General features: G+C 70.0%; 15 protein-coding genes. 8 read left to right on the top strand and 7 right to left on the bottom strand.

What is annotated here, in order from left to right:
* The first annotated feature begins 97 nt into the window (after positions 1-97).
* From HUO13_RS14755 to HUO13_RS38075, 3 genes are all read left to right on the top strand, one after another.
* Positions 98-1,183, top strand: coding sequence for a putative baseplate assembly protein (locus HUO13_RS14755; protein WP_211901919.1), 1,086 nt, complete (start codon positions 98-100; stop codon positions 1,181-1,183).
* Positions 1,180-1,908: a hypothetical protein gene (locus HUO13_RS14750; RefSeq protein WP_211901918.1), complete on the top strand. Its 729-nt coding sequence runs from the start codon at positions 1,180-1,182 to the stop codon at positions 1,906-1,908. The genes HUO13_RS14755 and HUO13_RS14750 overlap by 4 nt, the downstream gene beginning before the upstream one ends.
* Positions 1,909-1,975: 67 nt before the next feature.
* Positions 1,976-2,494, top strand: a complete 519-nt coding sequence (locus HUO13_RS38075) for an aldehyde dehydrogenase family protein (RefSeq protein ID WP_349253372.1) — start codon at positions 1,976-1,978, stop codon at positions 2,492-2,494.
* On the opposite strand, the gene HUO13_RS14740 is transcribed toward HUO13_RS38075, so the two are convergent.
* From HUO13_RS14740 to HUO13_RS14730, 3 genes are all read right to left on the bottom strand, one after another.
* Positions 2,379-3,137, bottom strand: a complete 759-nt coding sequence (locus HUO13_RS14740) for a ThuA domain-containing protein (protein ID WP_211901917.1) — start codon at positions 3,135-3,137, stop codon at positions 2,379-2,381. The two genes, HUO13_RS38075 and HUO13_RS14740, sit on opposite strands and share 116 nt — an antisense overlap.
* Positions 3,134-4,243, bottom strand: a complete 1,110-nt coding sequence (locus HUO13_RS14735; protein WP_211901916.1) for a Gfo/Idh/MocA family protein — start codon at positions 4,241-4,243, stop codon at positions 3,134-3,136. Before HUO13_RS14735 ends, HUO13_RS14740 begins: the two co-directional genes overlap by 4 nt.
* A gap of 324 nt (positions 4,244-4,567) precedes the next feature.
* Entirely contained in the window at positions 4,568-5,158 is a 591-nt protein-coding gene (locus tag HUO13_RS14730; RefSeq protein WP_211901915.1) for a TetR/AcrR family transcriptional regulator, read from the bottom strand.
* A gap of 338 nt (positions 5,159-5,496) precedes the next feature.
* Between HUO13_RS14730 and HUO13_RS14725 the strand changes: the two genes are divergently transcribed.
* The 3 genes from HUO13_RS14725 to HUO13_RS38070 are packed head-to-tail and all read left to right on the top strand — an operon-like array spanning position 5,497 to position 10,499.
* Positions 5,497-6,675, top strand: coding sequence for an MFS transporter (locus tag HUO13_RS14725; protein WP_211901914.1), 1,179 nt, complete (start codon positions 5,497-5,499; stop codon positions 6,673-6,675).
* Positions 6,676-6,677: 2 nt separating this feature from the next.
* Positions 6,678-9,890 (top strand): arabinosyltransferase domain-containing protein, encoded by a 3,213-nt coding sequence (locus HUO13_RS14720; protein WP_211901913.1) that lies wholly within the window; start codon positions 6,678-6,680, stop codon positions 9,888-9,890.
* Between the two features lie 48 nt (positions 9,891-9,938).
* Complete coding sequence (locus HUO13_RS38070; protein WP_211901912.1) at positions 9,939-10,499, top strand: haloacid dehalogenase-like hydrolase; 561 nt, start codon at positions 9,939-9,941, stop codon at positions 10,497-10,499.
* A gap of 109 nt (positions 10,500-10,608) precedes the next feature.
* Here HUO13_RS38070 and HUO13_RS14710 read toward each other — a convergent pair whose 3' ends face one another.
* The 3 genes from HUO13_RS14710 to HUO13_RS14700 form a co-directional block, all read right to left on the bottom strand.
* Positions 10,609-11,628, bottom strand: a complete 1,020-nt coding sequence (locus HUO13_RS14710; protein ID WP_249124822.1) for an asparaginase — start codon at positions 11,626-11,628, stop codon at positions 10,609-10,611.
* 102 nt (positions 11,629-11,730) lie between these two features.
* Positions 11,731-13,065: an MFS transporter gene (locus HUO13_RS14705; protein ID WP_211901911.1), complete on the bottom strand. Its 1,335-nt coding sequence runs from the start codon at positions 13,063-13,065 to the stop codon at positions 11,731-11,733.
* Positions 13,062-14,336: a lyase family protein gene (locus HUO13_RS14700; protein WP_211901910.1), complete on the bottom strand. Its 1,275-nt coding sequence runs from the start codon at positions 14,334-14,336 to the stop codon at positions 13,062-13,064. The genes HUO13_RS14705 and HUO13_RS14700 overlap by 4 nt, the downstream gene beginning before the upstream one ends.
* Positions 14,337-14,460: 124 nt before the next feature.
* Here HUO13_RS14700 and HUO13_RS14695 point away from each other — a divergent pair, with 124 nt between their 5' ends.
* The gene (locus tag HUO13_RS14695) at positions 14,461-15,333 is read left to right on the top strand and encodes an IclR family transcriptional regulator (RefSeq protein ID WP_249124820.1); all 873 of its coding nucleotides are present in this window, start codon (positions 14,461-14,463) and stop codon (positions 15,331-15,333) included.
* Positions 15,334-15,640: 307 nt separating this feature from the next.
* On the opposite strand, the gene HUO13_RS14690 is transcribed toward HUO13_RS14695, so the two are convergent.
* Positions 15,641-16,522, bottom strand: a complete 882-nt coding sequence (locus HUO13_RS14690; RefSeq protein WP_249124818.1) for an EamA family transporter — start codon at positions 16,520-16,522, stop codon at positions 15,641-15,643.
* Positions 16,523-16,594: 72 nt separating this feature from the next.
* Here HUO13_RS14690 and HUO13_RS14685 point away from each other — a divergent pair, with 72 nt between their 5' ends.
* A complete protein-coding gene (locus tag HUO13_RS14685; protein WP_211901909.1) occupies positions 16,595-17,473 on the top strand; it encodes a LysR family transcriptional regulator in 879 nt (292 codons plus the stop codon).
* Positions 17,474-17,918 lie beyond the last annotated feature (445 nt).

Below are 17,918 nucleotides of genomic sequence, written 5' to 3'. Positions count from 1 at the left end.
TAGGTCTGGGGATCGGTCGCGCCTTCGGTGACGACGACGAGCACCGACGCGTGCGTTCGAGGTCGGCGCGCGCTTCGCGGAATCGCGGGATACGGCCGTGTCCCGGGTGGACAGCCTCGCCGGGCGCGGCCCGCACGAGCGGGTGTACGTCACCGGCAGCACCGCCGACGGGCGCACCACGGTGACCTTCGGGGACGGGGTGCACGGCGCGCGGCTGCCCAGCGGCCACGAGAACGTGCGCGCACGTTACCGGTTCGGCACCGGCAAGGCCGCCAACGTCGGTCCGGAGCGCATCACCCAGGCGGTCACCCGGCCGCTGGGCGTCACCGGGGTGACCAATCCGCTGCCCGCCACCGGTGGCGCCGACGCCGACGGGCCCGCTCTGACCCGCCGCACCGTTCCACTGGCGGTGTCGGCGCTGGACCGTCTGGTGTCGCTGCGGGACTACGAGGACTTCTCCCGCTCCCGCGCCGGGGTGGGCCGGGCCTCGGCCCGCCGTGTCTTCGACGGCAAGCGCGAGGTGCTGCACGTGACCGTTGCAGGGGTGGACGACATCCCGATCGACGCCGACTCCGATCTGCTGCGCTCGCTGCGGGCTTCGCTGCTGGACCACGGCGACCCGCGGCTACCGGTGCGGGTCGAGCCGCGCGAGCTCGTGCTGCTGGTGGTCTCGGCGAAGGTGAAGCTGCTGCCCGACCACGCGTGGGAGTGGGTGCAGCCGCGCATCCGGCAGGCGCTGCTGGCCGAACTCGGTTACGCGGGACGGGAATTGGGGCAGCCCGCGCACCTGTCGGAGGTGCTGGCCACCGCCCAGTCGGTGCCCGGCGTGTCTCATGTGGACGTCGACGTGTTCGGCGGAGTGCCCGCCTCCGTGACACCGGGCGAGACGGCCGACCTGGGTGACCGGCTCAACCCGCCGGCGGCCACGGTGCCCGCACGGCTCGCCGAACACGCGGAGGAGCGCTACCAGGTCACCGATCCCGACGGTGAGACGTTGACCGAAATCGCCGTGCGCAACGGGATTTCGCTCACCGAACTGCTGCGGCTCAACCCGGACATCACCGACACCCGCAGGCTCCCGCCGGGCCGGGCGGTGTTCGTGCACCGCGGCATCCGGCCCGCGCAGCTGGCACTGCTGGCACCGGACATCGCCGACACGCTGATCCTCACGGAGGTCCGATGAGCAGGGATCCGGACGCGCTCGCGCGGCTGCTGCCGGAATGGCACCGGATGCGCGACGCCGAGCAGGGCGAACCGCTGCGCGAGCTCCTCGACGTCGTCGGAGAGCAGCTCGACCTGGTTCGCGAGGCGATCGAGCAGCAGCACGAGGACTGGTTCGTCGAAACCGCCGCCGAGTGGGTGCTGCCCTACCTCGGCGAGCTCGTCGGATACCACCGCTTGCCCGGCTACGAGCGGGTCTCCACCGCCGGTCTGCGCGACGGCGGCGACCCGGCGCAGGCGCGGCGGCGGCTCGCCGAGGCGCTGGCGCCGCGCCGGGACGTGGCGGCCACCGTCGGAAACCAGCGCCGCAAGGGCACTCTCGCGCTGCTGGAGGAGCTGGCCGCCGACACGGCGGGCTGGCCCGCTCGGGCGGTCGAGCTGTCCCGGCTCGTCGCGCACTGCCAACCCGTCCGGCTGCTGGGACCGCACGTCGGACCGCACGGCGAGCGCGCGGACCTGCGCGACGGTGCGGCACTGGACCTCGCCGACGGCCCGTTCAGCTCGGTGGCACGCACCGCCGACGTGCGGCGCGCCGGCTCCCGGCGTCGCCCCGGCGGGCCCACCGATCCGGCCGACCGCCCGCTGCTGCGGCCCCCGCTCGGCGTCGTCGAGCACTACGCTCCCCTGGCGTGGGTGGCCGGCGAGCAGAAGATCGTCGACATGCGGTTGACCTTCGGGATGACCTGATCCCGTTCCACACCCGAGATCCGCCGGTGGGCCGGGGTGTGGTCGACCGGCAGGGCCGACGGTCGGGGTGATCACGTGGTCGGTCCACCGCACCGGCACCGCCGCGGGCAAACGGGTGCAAGCACTCCGCGGCGCCAAGAACCCACCATCGTGCTGCCGGACGTGGACGTGGACTACACAGCGAATCACCTCGCCGGGCTGCATTCGGCTCAGCCGGAGAGCGGTGCATGGCGATTTCCACCGCCGTCGCCGTGGGCCGTGTCGCCCACCGGCGCCTCGACGCGATCAACGATTCGTCGGGCCCAGCGTGTTCGACCACGTCACCCCAGAAATGGAGATCTACCGCGAAGACATCTTCGACCCCGTGTTGTCCGTGCTGTGCGCCGACAGTCCACGGCCCCGAAGGCGTCCACTTCTACACCCGGGGCCGTGGCCAGCCGATGACCGCACACCTCGAAAGCATTCGATCGCTACTGAGCCGTTGGCCCGGCGTGCGGCTCGAACCAGCCTCGTGGCGCCTGGGAGACCTCCGGTGCGCTGCGGGGCTTGCCGGGCTGGGCAGCCCAGCGGATTCCGTTGGCGATGATGCGTTGGACCTCAGCTTGGTTGTAGACCGGGTAGTGCTCGTCTCCGGGGCTGAAGTAGAAGATGCGCCCGTTGCCGCGCCGGAAGGTCGCTCCGGAGCGGAACACCTCACCACCGCTGAAGGAGCTGACGAAGACCAGCTCGTCCGGTGCCGGGATGTCGAAGAACTCGCCGTAGGTCTCCTGCTCCGGGATCACGACCGGCTGGGCAACTCCTTCGGCGATCGGGTGTGCCGGAGCAACGGTCCACAGCACTTCCCGTTCGCCCGCGTTGCGCCAGCTCAGCGAGCAGGTGGTGCCCATCAGCTTGATGAAGATCTTCGAGAAGTGCCCGGAGTGCAACACCAGCAGTCCCATGCCGCCGAGCACGTGCCGGTGGACTCGGTCGACCACCTCGTCGTCGACCTCGTCGTGCTTCACGTGCCCCCACCACAGGAGCACGTCGGTGTCGGCGAGCACCTGTTCGGTCAGCCCGTGCTCAGGATCGCTGAGCACCGCACAGCGCACGGTGGCATCGGGAATCTGCGCTTCGATCCCTGCCGCGAGGGCGCCGTGGATTCCATCCGGGTAGTAGTCACCCATCCCGGGGAGAACGGTTTCGTGGAAGGCCTCGTTCCACACGGTGATGCGAAGGGGCTGGTTCATGCGAGGACCACTTCCTTGTTCTGCGCCGCGGACTGGTAGCAGGCGTCGATGACCCGCGCACGTTCCAGCGCGAGGGAGCCGTCGTAGTCCTCCCACTCCTCGGGTGTGCGGAGCACTCGGACGAAGTTGTCCACGACACCCGCGTGGTTGGTTCCCTGCTCGGCTTCCGGCTTGTAGTCGGCGGCTTCTCCGTCGAGGTCGCGGTAGACGACGAGATCGGCCACCGGGGTGTCGGTGGCGCCGACGGCTTTGAGCTCGGCTCCACCGTCGGTGCCCAGCACGCTGAAGTCGATGAGATCGACCGGGTCGCGAAACGCCGCCCACGAGGTCTCCAGCACCAGCGTCGCGCCGGTGGACAGACGCAGGAAAGCGGCGGCGAAGTCCTCCACCTCGAACACCGCGGGGCTGTCGCCGCCTGCCGGGGGTGTCGTGCGACCGATTCCGCGGCGGCCCAGCTCGCCGTAGGTCACCGCGGTGACCGAGGTGACGCGCGGCTCGCCCAGCACGAACAACGAGTAGTCCAGCACGTGCACTCCGATGTCGACCAGCGGGCCACCGCCGGACATGTCCTGGTTGGCGAACCAGCCACCGCCCGCGGGGATGCCGCGCCGGCGCATCCAGGAAGCCTTCGCGTAGTAGGGACGGCCGATCTCGCCTTGGCGAATGATGTCGCCGAGCACCTGGATGTCACCGCGCAGGCGGTGGTTGAACACCACGTCGAGCACCCGCCCGGCGTCACGTGCCGCGTCGACCATCCGCTGCCCCTCGACGCCGTTTCGCGCGAGGGGCTTCTCGGTGAGCACGTGGAGTCCGCGTTCGAGCGCTGCGATGGCGATCGGCGCGTGCAGGTAGGTCGGTACCGCGATGCTCACGGCGTCGAGATCGGCAGCCTCGATCAGGTCTTCCCACTTCTGGAACAGAGCGCTCACGCCGTACTGCGTGCCGAGAGCGGCGAGCGGGCCTGTCTCCATTCCCGCGATCGCGGCGATCTCGACGTTCGGCAGCTCGTGGTAAGCAGCGAGGTGCTGCCTACCGGCCCAGCCGATGCCGATGATACCGACGCGGAGCCGCCGGTCGCTGGTGGCCGGCAACATGCGGTCACTCATGATCGTGTTCCTTCGTTCGCAACAGGAGAGGTGGTCGAGCCAGGCCGCATCTCACGGCGACCGCGCCGCGGGGACTTTGCGCCGGCTCTGTCGGTCGGGTCCTGGTGGGGTAGGTGGATGACGCTCGGCGCGGGGCCTCGGGCGTGTCCGCGGTGGCGGAATCCGGCTTGTCGAGGTGTGGCCGCCATAGCCGTTGTCGAATCGATTCGATCACATCACGTCGGTAGTTTTCCGGCAACCCGTCGAGACGTCAAGGAAGAACTTGCGACAGGGGCCCGCGATCGTCGATGTGGTAGCTGACTGCAGGATCCGGCCAGGAACCGCTCACTGCTCCCGTTCCGGCGGGTAGCTGGAGGTGCCGGACAGGCGGCGGACCGCGTCGAGCGTCTGCTCGCGGTCGTGAGACCGGGTGCCGAGGGCGCGATGAATCGTGAGCCCCTCGATGAGGGCGTCGAGTTCACGCGCCGTGGCCTGGTCGAAGTGACGCTCCAAGGCCAGTCGGCTGCGCCCCATCCATTCGCTGAGCAGACCGCGGTAGGCGGGTTCGCGAGCCGCCAGGGCGTACAACTCGAGCGTGAGGACGAGGTCCTGGCGAGTGGCGAACACGTCCTCGTAAATGATGCCGGCAACGGCTTCGGCCGCCTCTTCCAGGCTGCGGGCCGCCCCCATGCGACGCTCGAACGCGGCGATCACACCGTGGATGAACCGGGAGAACGACTCCCACAGCAGTTCGTCCATGCTCTCGAAGTGGTAGGTCATCGACCCCAGCGGCACGTCCGCCCGAGCAGCGATCTTGCGGTGCGAGGTACCCGCCACGCCCTCCTCCGCGATCAGCTCCAGGGTCGCGTCGACGATGCGCGTTCGTCGCTCCGGATCGAAGCGCCGGCTTCTCGGCATGGCCCGCAGTACCTCCATCAACGACACCCGGTGAAAGGACGCGGTCGAGCAGCGTCCGGCACGACGGCCGGACGCTGGACGGGCGGCGAGCTCGACCGACGAGGGCCCCATGCCTCCAGGGCACGATGCCACCCCGCTCACCAGGTGCGATCACCGGCGCCGGAGTCACCTTCCCGATGCGTACGCTCGTACACATCTAATGTACGGTCGTACGCATCGCACCGTCCACACCCCGAACACGCCTCGCCGACGGAACCATGTCTGGAAACCCCCGAACAGCTCACAACGCAGCCGCCGCACCCGTGGCCCCGACTGCCCGCCGCCGGTCACTGCAAGCGATCTTCTTCCGGCTGGGCTTGTCCCTGGCTTCCTGGGTCACCCGCACACCCGCGATCCGGGACGCGCTCGCCGCGTCCACGGGACAGATGGGCCTGGTGCTGTTCGGCCTGTCCATCGGCTCGATGACCGGCATCCTCACGGCCGGCCCCCTCGTTCGACGGCTGGGCACGAGGCCCGTGATCGCGGTGAGCACCGCTCTCGCGATCTCGGGCCTCGCGGTGCTGGGCGCTGCCACCGCGCTCGGCCTCGCCTCCGTGGCCTTCACCGGCCTGCTGCTGTTCGGCGCGGGCATGGGTTGTTCGGAAGTCGCCGTGAACATCGAGGGCGCCGAGGTGGAGCGGCAGGCTGATCGGCCGCTGATGCCCCTACTGCACGGCACCTACAGCGCGGGCACCGTCGTCGGCTCCGCGCTCGGGCTCGTCTTCGCCCACATCGGGACCGGAGTCCTGTGGCACCTGCTCGTCATCGCGGCCGCGGCGATCGTGATCGCAGCCAGGAGCATTCCCGCCATCCCTTCCGGTTTCGGCGTGCAACGCGCACCGTCCGGCCGCAGCGCGACCACGGGGATGCGCGAGCAGCTGGCTCTGTGGGCGGACCGCCGCATCGCCCTGATCGGCTGCGTGGTGCTGGGCATGGCATTGGCGGAGGGATCGGCCAACGACTGGCTGGCTCTGCTCATGGTCGATGCCCACGGCTACTCCCCGGCGACCGGCTCACTCCTCTACGCCGCATTCGCCACGTCCATGACCGCCGGGCGGTTCGCGGGAGAGGCACTCGTCAGCCGCTTCGGCCGTGCGCACGTGGTCCGCGCCAGCGCGTTGTGCGTCACGCTCGGAGTGGCCCTGGTGATCTTCACGGCGAACCCGATCGTGGCAGTGGCGGGAGTGGTCCTGTGGGGCCTGGGTGCTGCACTCGGATTTCCGCTCGCGATCTCGGCGGCGGGTGACGGCGGCGGAGACACGACCTCCCGCGTCAGCGCGGTCGCCACGGCGGGATACCTCGCCTTCCTGGTCGGCCCGCCGATGCTCGGCTTCCTCGGGGACCACTTCGGCCTGCGCCACGCGATGATCGTCGTGCTCGTGCTCGCCGTCTTCGCCGCGGCCACCGCCTCCGCCGTTCGGCCACCAACCCGGGTGACGAACCCGGGCGACTCCGGTGCTCCCACCCACGACCCCGTCCCGGACGCCGAGCGATGAGCATGCGCACGTTGAACGACGAGGCACGTGGTCCAGCCCGCGAACCCGCATCGACCGGACTACGCCTCCTGGCGGTGCTGTGCGGTCTGCTGGGCGCTCTGGCCGCGCTGGCCGTCCCGTTCCTGCCGGTCCACCACCAGGCCACGACGTTGCAGTGGCCGACCGAGCAGGGCACTCGCGCTGTTTCGGCGCCGCTGGCGGCATACTCGCCGATCGGCCTGGACCTGCGGGTTCCGTGCTCGACCGCGCGCGGGCTGGACGCGCGCAGCCCCGAGCCGGCGGTGCTGCTGAGCACGAACCCACCCGAAGCCGAGTACGGCGACCTCACCGGCCTGCGGCTGGAAGTCCAGGACGAGCGGCTGCGCCTCATCGTGCGAGGCCGGCAGCTCGGCACCGCTCAGCTGCCGGATGGTGACTGCGCGATCACCGTGCACTCCGATGGCAACGGCACCACCGCCGATATCGGTGACCAGCCCATCGCGCACGCACCCGGCGACATGCGCCCCCAGCTCACGGTCATCTACTCCGATGTGGACGGACAGGCCGACGACGTGCGCGGCCTGTCGTTCTCGGCCGAAGTCGACAACCGCTACGACACCCAGCCGACACGGCTCAAACTCGGCTTCATCGCGTTCGCCCTGCTCGGCTGCGGCGGATCGCTCCTCGCGCTGCGCCGGATCGACGCAGCAACGGCGCACCGGCCGCGGCGGCGTCCGCGCAAGTGGTGGCGTCCAGGTTTGCCCGACCTCGTCGTGACAGCAGCACTGCTGGCGTGGTGGCTCATCGGGGCGATGACCGCCGACGACGGCTACTTCCTCACGATGGCCCGGGTCCGCGACGACCTCGGCTACGTCAACGACTTCTACCGCTGGTTCTCCGGCACCGTCGCGCCGATGGGCTGGTTCGTCGAGCTCCAGGCGCGGTGGGTGGCGATCTCGACCGCCACGCCGTGGATCAGACTGCCCGCACTCGGCATGGGCCTGCTGAGCTGGCTGCTGATCAGCCGGTTCGTGCTTCCCCGGCTCGGGCAACGGGTGCGCCGCAGCCGCGCCGCCGGGTGGGCCGCCGCCGCGGTGTTCCTCGCGTGCTGGCTCCCCTACGACAACGGACTCCGGCCGGAACCCGTTGTCGTCGTCCTCGCCCTGCTCACGCTGTGCGCGGTGGAGAACGCCGTCGCCACCCGCCGCCTCGCGCCCGCCGCACTCGGCCTGATCGCAGCGGCGTTGTCGGTGGCGGTGAACCCGCACGGCATGGTCGCCGCACTCCCGTTCATCGCGTCGGCCAAGCCGCTGGTGCACCTGCTGCGCCGACGAGCCGACCGGTTCGGCTGGGCGGCGGTGCTGGCTCCCGTCGCGGCCGCGGGCCTGGTGATCCTCACCGTCGCGTTCTCCGACCAGACCTGGGGATCGGTCCGCGACGCCACCGCGGTCCGCGCCGACATCGGTCCATCGCAGACCTGGTACGAGGAGCTGAGCCGCTACGCGCTGCTGTTCAGCCAGTCCCCCGACGGCTCGCTCACCCGCAGGTTCCCGGTCCTGCTGATGCTGCTGTGCCTGGCCACGTGCGCGGTCGTGCTGCTGCGCCGCGGGCGGATCCGCGGTGCCGCGCTGGGCCCGAGCCGCCGGCTGCTGGTCGTCGCCGGGCTGTACTTCGTGGCCCTGGCGCTCACCCCGACCAAGCACACCCACCACTTCGGCGTGCTCGCCGCCGTCGGCGGCTCCGTGGCGGCGTTGACGGCGCTGGCGACCAGCAGCACGGTGCTGCGGTCGCGGCGGAACCGGTCGGTGTTCTTCGCCGGGCTGATGGTGGTGCTGGCGTTCTCGTTCACCGGCACCAACGCCTGGTGGTACGTCTCCGGCTGGGGCGTGCCCTGGTTCGACAAACCACCGTCGATCGACGGCTACGCGGTGAGCACCGGTCTGCTCCTGGTCGCCGCGGGCTCGGTGGTCGTGGCGTTCGTGGAACACATGCGGCTCGACGAGCACCGCCCCGAGATCACCACCGAAGAAGACCGGTCGCGCGCCCTGCGGCTCGGCACAGCACCGCTGTCCATCGTGTGCGCACTGCTGATGATCGCCGAGCTCGCCTCCCTGGCGAAGGTGGTCCCCGAGCGGTGGGACAGCTACAACATGGCCCAGGACAACATCCGCCAGCTCGCGGGCGCCAGCTGCGGCTTGTCCGACTACGTCTACGTCGAGAGCGACCCCACCGCGGGCATGCTCGCGGTGTCCGCTCAGCAGCCGTCCGCCGCGAAGCCGGGAGGCGTCACCTCGGTTGACCCGGAGGAGCCACCGGAGACGTACCTGCGTACCGCGAACACCGGCTTCCGCCGCGACGGCCTGCCCGCGACGGCAGAGGAGGACGGCAGGGCCGACTGGACGCCGCCGCACCGCTTCGGTTCCGACCGCGCACCGGTGTGGGGCAGCCACGGCTCCCCCACCAGCACCGGAAACCTCCGAACACCGTGGTACGACGTCCCCGAACGCGCTTCCCGCGGCGAGGTTCCGGTCGTTGTCAGTGCGGCGGGCCTTCTCGGCGCGCCGAACTCCCTCCACGTCGAGTTCGGCCGGGACACCCCGCACGGCTTCGAAATCCTCGACCGCGTCGAAGTGACGAAGGACCCAGCACGGCAGTGGCGCGATCATCGCGTGCACGTGGACCGACGAGCCCGAGAAGCGACCAAGATGCGGGTCACCGCCCGCGACCGCGCGCTCGGCAAGGACGGCTGGCTCGCCCTCAGCGCACCGCGCGCACCGCACCTGACCCGCATGACCGACGTCGTCGGCGCCTCCCCCACCTTCGTGGAATGGACCGCCGCGCTGGTCCACCCCTGCCTGGACATCACCAGCATCCACCACGGAATTGCCGACCTGCCCCGCTACCGCGTCGCAGGCGGCGACGAGGTCCGCGGTGTGGGCCAGGGCTGGTCCTCGCCCGACAGCGGCGGCCCGTTCGGCTACCTCAACGTCGCCACCAGCATGGTCGAACTGCCCACCTACCTGCGCAACGACGTGACCAGGGACTGGGGATCGCTGTACGCGGTGCACCCCTACGAACCCGACGCCCTCCCCGCGAGCGCGGCGATGCGACTGCGCACCGAGACCCATTGGGGCTGGTGGAGCCCCGGCCCCACGCCGAAGCCCCTGCAGCTTCCCGGCGACGTCCCCAACTCCAACGACCGAGCCGACGTCCAGCTCACACCCGACGAGCAATGAGCACGAGCTTCCAGCGAGGTCAGGCCTTCGCCTCGGACAACGACGTCTGTGGCTCACGCCCATCCTTCACTGTCGTACCTGCTGTCGTTTCGGGCAGAAAAGCCAGGCACAGCAGGGAGATCAAGACGGAGACGACCACGTAGCCGACGACGGCCCACGCCGATCCGGCGGCCGAGTCGCACGCTCGGCGCCCGCCTCGCCCGTAGCGACCGGGTCATCTGGGACGGCGTCGCGGCACTGCGCGCGCTGCTCGCTCGGGAATGGCGCGTCGTGATCGCAACGGCGTCCGAACACGAACTCGCGGCAGCGTACCTGCGGGGCATCGGCCTGCACGCAGTCGAACTGATCGCGTCCCGCATCGACCCGACGACCGGCCGGTTCCACGTGCACAACCACGGCACCGAGAAGCCCCGCCAGCTCGAACTCGCCGGCATCGGCACCGGCTGGACGGTCGCCTACACCGACTCCCTCAACGATCTGCCCCTACTGCAACGAGCCACACGGCCGATCCTGGTGAACCCGAACCGCAAGCTAGTGCGCAGAACCACCGACCGCCTCGGCACCACTCCCGACATCGTGAGCTGGAACGGGGCGGCGCTTCACGACTGACACACCGAACAGGATCCACCGCATCGGCTTGCCCTGACGCAATCGAAGTGCGCCGCTGGACGAGATCGCCGGAGTCGCACCCTTTCTCCTGACCAGATCGCGCTATCGCCTACGAGACTGCTCCGCTGAGGGTTTCCCTCCCGGTCCCGAGGACCTCGAACGTGCTCGATATCTCCTCTCGCGGCATGTCGAGGGCCAGCGCGAGTGATAGCGCAACGCGGGCCTTCATGCCGTCCAGATCCCCTGCCGGGATCAGCCCGGCATCGAGAAGATCGGTCTCCGATCCGGTGAACCCGCCGTAGGTCTGGCGCAGGACGTCCCCGGCGCCTGTGCGTGAGGTGAGTACGACGGGCATCCGGTGCGCGAACTCCCTCAGCCGCATGGCTTCGGCAATCGGCAGGTGCCCGCCGCCCATCCCTTCGATGACCACGCCGGGAGCGGCTTGCGCCGCGGTGAGCCACCAGCCGCCGTCGCCGAGACAGGCGCGGACGAGCGGGATCCGCGGGATTTCCGCTGGGTGGGTCGGTGCGGTGAGCAGGACGTGCCGACTGTCGGGCGGGGCCAGATGCACTCGGTCCTCGACGATCTCGCCGACCGACCCCGTCGGCGAGGTGAACGCGGCGATCGAGGAGGTGTGGCGCTTACGTACGGTACGGGCGGTGTGGATCTCGGAGGCCAGGGTGACCAGGACGCCGTGGCTCCTGGCGGCCGGGGTGGCGGCCAGACGCACCGCGTCGAGCAGATTGGCCGGCCCGTCGGCGCCGGGGTGGTCGCTGTGGCGCATGGCGCCGGTGACCACGACCGCCATGCCGTTGGCAGACAACAGATCCCAAGCGAAGCTGGTTTCCTCGATGGTGTCGGTGCCCTGGGTGATCACCACGCCATCGAGGCCCGCCTGTCGTGCCCGTTCGATCCGGTCGGCGACCTCGAGAACCTGTGCCCACCCGATGGAGCAGGACGGGACCGGGTCCAGTGAATCGACCTCCAGCGCCGCTACCTGATCGAGTCCAGGCACGGCAGTGAGGAGTTGGTCGCCGGTGAGCCGTGGTCGGGCTCGTCCGTTCGCGCCGGTGGTGGAGGCGATCGTTCCACCCAGGGCGATGATGCGGATGCGCGCTGCGCTTTCCACGAGTCGGCCTCCAATTGTCTGGTGGTCACCGGGTGCGAACAGCCGCTGCTACGGCTGTTCGCACCCGGTGTCGTTAACACCTGTGTGAGGCGCCAGCCGGTGTCAGTCGCGAGTGTCGATGCTGTCCAGCGATTCCGTGCCCGTCTCGGGCGCCCATGCCCAGCAGACGAGAGCACCGAGGAACAGCACGACGACGCAGCCGCCGAGCGCGACGTTCATGCCGTATCCGTCCGCCACGAGTGGAAGCAGGAACGTGCTCGCCGCGGAGCCGATCCGGCTGGCGGCAACGGCGATTCCCACGCCGGAGGCGCGGAGGTCGGTCGGGAAGAGCTCCGGCGGGTAGACGAACTCCAGGTTGACCGCTGCCGCGAGCACGAAGGCGAATGCCGTGAACAGGGCCACTGAGACGACAGGTCCGCCGAGGTCGGCCAAGACCGTGAGCCCGGCCAGCAATGCCCCGCCGACTACGAAGGTCCCGATCAGGAAGAGCCGGCGGGAGATCTTGTCGATGATGAGCAACCCGACGATCGCACCGGCCAGCAGGAAGACGTTGTAGAGGGCACCGGCTCCCAGCTTGCTGGTGACCCCGAGTGCCGCCATGACCTGGGGTGAGAAGGTGCCGAGGGCGAAGAACGGGATGACCTGGCAGACGTAGAACAGGGCGCCGACGGCGGTCCGCTTGCGGTGGGTCGGGTTGAACAGGGTGCGCATGCCGCGGTGGCTCGTGGTGGGCGCCGCGGTGGGTGGGGTCACGTTCGGGCCGAGGTGGCGCCGGACGACGGTTGCCGCCTCCTCGTCGCGCCCGTGCCGGGACAGCCACAGCGGTGCTTCGGGGACTCCGAGCCGGAAGCCGAAGACGAGCAGTGCCGGGATGGCGCTGACGGCGAGCATGTAGCGCCAGGAGTCCTCGCCGTGCCCGGTGAGCAGGAAACCGATCAGGTAGGCGAAAACGTAGCCGCCGGCCCAGGCCACGGCCAGCAGGCTCATCAGCCGGCCGCGGAACCTGCGCGGCGCGTGTTCGGTCACCAGGGACTTGCTGACGACGTAGTCCGCCCCGAGCACGAGACCCAGCAGCAGCCGCAGGACCAGCAGCTGGCCCGGCGTCTGGACGAAGAACTGCGCCAGCGACAGCACGGCGAAGGCCAGCATGTCCCAGGCGAAGATCTGCCGGCGCCCGATGCGGTCCGCGATCGGTCCTACGATGACCGCGCCGAAGAACAGACCGGCCAGCGTGGCCGCGCCCAACAAGCCGACCCACAGCGGAGTGAGTCCGAGGGTGTTGGTGGCCGCGGCGATGACGATGCCGATGATGCCGAGGATGAAGCCGTCGCTGAACTGCCCGCCGGTGCCGGCGATGGTCACCCTGAGGTGGAAACGGGTGAGCGGAGCGTCCTCGTAGGCGAGAGCAGTGGCGGTGTTCGGGGCTGAGGTGCTCATGCCGACCGCCCCCCGTTCCCGGAGTCCCCGCGCAACCGGCCGGTGGCGGTCTCGTAGCCCTCTGCGGCCGACAGTTCGACCCACTGGTCCAGCGCGCCGGTGAGGTTGCGCTCCCGGTGGACGCCGTTCCACGCCAGGCCGTTGACGCAGCGTCGAGCGAAGGTCTCGGCGGCGGCGGTGATGTCGTCGAAGATGGTCGTCAACGCGTCCAGAATCACCGGCTCCATCACGTTGAGCTCGAGCTCGCCTGCGGCGACGGCACAGTCCACCACGTGGCTCTGACCCCGGACCCGGTAGCTGAGCTGCATGACGTACTCGGGGACCACCGGGTTGACCTTGGCAGGCATGATGGACGACCCGGCCTGCACGGCCGGGATCGTGAGGTCACCGAATCCTCCGTGCGGGCCGGAGGAGAGGATCCGAAGGTCGGCGGCGATCTTGGCCATGGCGATCGCGGCCCGAGTTCCGGCCGCGGCGATCTCGGAGTACGGGTCCAGGTGCGCCAGGCTGTCGTAGCGGTTCTCCGCGCTGGTGATCGGACGCCCGGTCAACGTGGCCAGCACCTCGGCACACCGCTCGCCGAACCCCGCCGGAGCGCCGATACCGGTGCCGACCGCCGTCGCCCCGATCGGGACCGACCCCAGCCCTGCGGCAGCGCTCGCCAGCCCGGCCGCGACCCGGCTGATCGCCGCGGCATGGCCCCGGTGGGTGTCCCCGGCGGTGAGGACCACCGCGTCCTGCAGGCACGTGCGCCCGAGGTGCGGAGTCTGGTCGAACTCGGCCGCCTTGCGTTCGAACGCGGCGGACAGCTCGCGCAACGCAGCGACCGGCGCCTCGGTCAGTTCGAGGATCGTCAAGGCCATCGCCGTCGGATAGGTGTCGTTCGTGGACTGCGATGCGTTGACGTGGTCGTTCGGGTGGACCGCGACCCCGGCGATCGTGCTCGCACGCGCCGCGACCACTTCGTTGACGTTCATGTTGGCGGTGGTCCCACCGCCGCCGTGGACGAGCGAGGTCGGGAACTGATCGGCGTGCTCGCCCGCGATGATCTCCTGGCACGCGGCGACGATGGCCTCGCACCGGGCCTCGTCGAGTACCCCCGACGCGTGGTTGACCCGTGCGGCCGCGAGCTTGACCCGGGCGTAGTTGTGCACGAAGGGCATCAGGTCACCGAAGGTGCGGCCACGCACCGGAAAGTTCTTCACACCCAGCTCGGTCTGGGGCCCGTACAGCTGATCTCGGGACGTCGTGGAGCCCACATCGGCAGTCATCGGCCGTCTCACTCTCCTCTTCGAAAGCGACCTGGTCACCGCGGTTGTCCGCGGAGCCGCAACGCTAAGCAGGCCTCCCCGAACGGTCCATCGCTGTTGCCGACAAAGCAACATACTGATCAGCATGAGCTGGGGAGATGCCAAGTCTCTTGATCATCGTGTTGTCACCACAGCAACGTATGAGACGCTTTCGAGCATGGATTCGGGAGCGGAACGCGTCGCCGCACTTCTGTTGGCCTTCGGCGCGGGGGGAGCCGCCAACGACCACGGGGTGAGCGACCTCGCCCGGGCCGTCGGGCGAGAGCGAAGTCAGGTCTCACGAATGCTCAAGGCGCTCGAACGCGGCGGCCTGGTCGAGCAGGACCCGCAAACCAGGCGCTACCGGCTGGGATGGACCCTGCTCGTGCTGGCCGCGAGCGCCGGAGACGAAGCGCTGCTCCGCGCGGCCCGGCCCGCGCTGCGCGGGATCGTCGCACGCACCGGCGAGGTGGCGTTGCTGTCCGTGCAGCGGGGGAACCGATCGTTCACCGTCCTGCGCGAGGAATCGAACCAGTCCCTTCGCGCCGGCGGCTGGGTGGGACGCAGCTCCCCGATGCACTGCACGGCCTCCGGGAGAGCCCTGCTGTTCGACTCCGACGACGAACTCGTCGAAGCGCTCACCGAAGAGGATCTCCGAACCCCCATCTCCGGCCCAGCGGCACCGCGGAACCTCGACGAGCTGCTGGAACGACTGTGCACCGAGCGCGCCAGGGGTTACGCGACGGCCAGCGAGGAGGTGGAGATCGGCCTGACCTCGGTCGGCGTCCCGATCCGCGACCACTCCGGCATCCTGACCGCCGTCATCAACATCTCCGGTCCCACCTCCCGTCTGATCGGCAGGATCGACGAATCGGCTCGCCGGCTCCGGGTCGCGGCCACGGCAATCGAGACGGCCCTGAAACAGCCATACGGGAAGGACGCAGCGCTGCCCGCCCGGCCAAGAATGCCGGCGGAGTAGGCGGCGACGCCGTTGCTGCAGCCCAGCAGGAAGTGCGCCGGGCATCGTCGTCTGGACGAAGCCATCCAGCGGCGTCACCGCGACCCGCGCGTCCTCCAGCGTCAACGGTCCGCAACCGGACTATCTGGCACAACTGGCCACCAAGCCCCGGTCAAACGTTCCCTCATCGCCTACGCCCACTGAGAACTCAGGAACCAATCATCTGGGCGCGAGCACACGCTCCGGTTACCGCGCAGTCCATGGACCTACGGTGCTCACCACCCGCATGATGCCCAGGAGCGCTCCCGGGGTGTGCCGGAGCCCGCCTTCAGCGCAGGCTCGGTTCGGGCTCGAGGTCGACCGTCGGACGGGCCCCGGAGCGCTCGGCCCCGATCCCCGCTGCCACGACGAGCGCGATCCCGGCGACGGCGCTGCCGTCCGGCACCTGATGCAGCGCAACCAATCCCACGAGCAGCGCGATCGCGGGTTCCAGCGCCATCAGCGTGCCGAAGGCGGCGGTGGTGAGCTTGCGCAGTGCGATCAGTTCGAGGCTGAACGGCACCACCGGGAGCAGCACCGCGAGTCCGAACCCGATCAGCAGCAGGTGCAGATCGAGGGCACCGAAGACGACATGGGCGTCTGAAAAGAGGACCACCACGGTCGCCGCGACCCCGGCGACCGGCATCGAGACGGCGAGCCCGCGCAGCCCGTCCACCTCGTCACCGACCCGCTGTGTGAGCAGGATGTAGCCGGCCCAGCACGCAGCCGCCGCCAGCGCGAACGCAACGCCCACCGTATCGACGTCGGCGTGCCAAGGCTTGGTGAGCAGCAACACTCCCGCCCCGGCGACGAGCGCCCACAGCCGGGCCCGACCGCGACCGCGCACGACCGCGACGCCGAGTGGTCCGAGGAACTCTAGAGCACTCGCCGTGCCGAGCGGGATCCGCGCGATCGCGGCCATGAACAGGAACGTCACGCCGGCCGTCACCACGCCGAGCAGCACGCAGGTCACCAGGCCGCGCCGGGTGAGGTCACGCAGCGGGGGCCGGACCACGACAAGCAGCAGCAGGCCCGCCCAGGTGAGCCGGAGCCACGCGGTGCCTTCGGTGCCGAGGCGGTCGATGAGACCGACGGACACGGCGAGGCCGAGCTGGACGCAGAGCATGGCGACGACGGCGAGGCCGGCGGCGGTGCGGCTGGAGCGAGTCACACGGCCAGTAGAGGACAACAGGAACGTTCGCGTCCACGTGACTTTCGTGGACGTATCGTTCATCATTCGTGAATGGAGACCCGGCGACTCGAACTGCTCGTCGCCCTGGCGCGGCTCGGCTCGATGCGCGAGGTGGCCGACGAGCTAGGGGTTACGACGTCCACGGTCTCTCAGCAGTTGACCGCGCTCGCGCAGGAAACCGGGACGGCGCTGTTGGAGCCGGTCGGCAGGCGGGTTCGGTTGACCCCGGCCGGAAGGCGGCTGGCCGATCGCGGCATCACGATCCTCGCAGCCGTTGACGCGGCGTGGTCCGACCTCGATCCCACCGCGGAACCCGCGGGCACCGTGAGGGTTGCGGGGTTCGCCACGGCGATCCGGCGGTCGCTGCTCCCGCTGCTCGCCGACCTGCAGCGCAGCCACCCCGCAATCCGGCTGCTGATCGCCGAGCACGAGCCCGCGGAGGCGCTGGACCTCCTCGCCGACGACACGATCGATCTCGCGCTGGTCTACGACTACGCCCTCGCACCGCGAACCTTCGACGACCGGGTCGAGACCACACCACTGTGGACGACGCGCTGGGCACTCGGGGTGCCCGCAGACGCGCCCGAGGGCGGGACGACCGCCCTCGACACCGTGGCCGCCCACCGGCACGACGACTGGATCGTCAACTCCCGCAACGACGCAGACGAGCGGGTCGTTGCGGCCCTCGCGGCGCACGCCGGGTTCTCCCCGCGCATCGCACACCGGGCGGACAGTCTCGACCTGGTGCAAGACCTCATCGCGGCCGGCTTGGGAGTGGGCCTGCTGCCCGAGGACCATCCGGTTCGCCCGGGCGTGCACCTGATCTCTTTGGACGAGCCGGAAGTACTACTACGCGCCATCGCGGTCGTCGGCCGAGGACGAACCGAATGGGCGCCGTTAGCCCTGGTCACAGCCCGCCTCACCCGCTGATCCGGGCACGCCGCATCGCGACGCACCCTCTCGTCCGGGACCGGGAGCACAGGCGTCGCCTTGAAACCGACTACGGGGCCGCGCACATGGCCACGACCTGGACAACACAATCGGAACTTCGGCACCACCCTGTCACCCGACAAGTGCGAACCGGCGAGAGTACGCAATGGCCCAGCCCACGCTGCGGAACTGGACCGCTCCGACCGGCGAGGGCCTCTGGCACGCCACCGGCGTCGGCGGACGCCACCCCATCGCGATCTGCGGCCACGAACTGCGGCGACCGCTCGAGCCCCGACGTCCTGGACGCCACGCTCCCACGGCAACCCATGGCGACCTGTTGCGCTCCGCCGTTCACGGCCACGCACAATTCACCGAGATCCTTTCCTGGGACCCGCCGTGAAGACGGGATAGCGGCACTCGTGCGGTATTGACGCGGTCGCGGTAC

The sequence above is a fragment of the Saccharopolyspora erythraea genome (genome assembly GCF_018141105.1).
GTDB classification, from domain to species: domain Bacteria; phylum Actinomycetota; class Actinomycetes; order Mycobacteriales; family Pseudonocardiaceae; genus Saccharopolyspora_D; species Saccharopolyspora_D erythraea_A.
Note: the sequence above shows the minus strand (reverse complement) of the source record. Positions and strands in the feature narration are given on the sequence as shown.

What these genes read in the sequence shown, in the direction of transcription:
- HUO13_RS14750 (WP_211901918.1), top strand. Translation starts at nt 1,180, where the DNA reads ATGAGCAGGGATCCGGACGCGCTCGCGCGGCTGCTGCCGGAATGGCAC.
- HUO13_RS14730 (WP_211901915.1), bottom strand. Translation starts at nt 5,158, where the DNA reads ATGGAGGTACTGCGGGCCATGCCGAGAAGCCGGCGCTTCGATCCGGAG.
- HUO13_RS14705 (WP_211901911.1), bottom strand. Translation starts at nt 13,065, where the DNA reads ATGAGCACCTCAGCCCCGAACACCGCCACTGCTCTCGCCTACGAGGAC.
- HUO13_RS14685 (WP_211901909.1), top strand. Translation starts at nt 16,595, where the DNA reads ATGGAGACCCGGCGACTCGAACTGCTCGTCGCCCTGGCGCGGCTCGGC.
- HUO13_RS14695 (WP_249124820.1), top strand. Translation starts at nt 14,461, where the DNA reads ATGAGCTGGGGAGATGCCAAGTCTCTTGATCATCGTGTTGTCACCACA.
- HUO13_RS14700 (WP_211901910.1), bottom strand. Translation starts at nt 14,336, where the DNA reads ATGACTGCCGATGTGGGCTCCACGACGTCCCGAGATCAGCTGTACGGG.
- HUO13_RS14740 (WP_211901917.1), bottom strand. Translation starts at nt 3,137, where the DNA reads ATGAACCAGCCCCTTCGCATCACCGTGTGGAACGAGGCCTTCCACGAA.
- HUO13_RS14720 (WP_211901913.1), top strand. Translation starts at nt 6,678, where the DNA reads ATGCGCACGTTGAACGACGAGGCACGTGGTCCAGCCCGCGAACCCGCA.
- HUO13_RS14735 (WP_211901916.1), bottom strand. Translation starts at nt 4,243, where the DNA reads ATGAGTGACCGCATGTTGCCGGCCACCAGCGACCGGCGGCTCCGCGTC.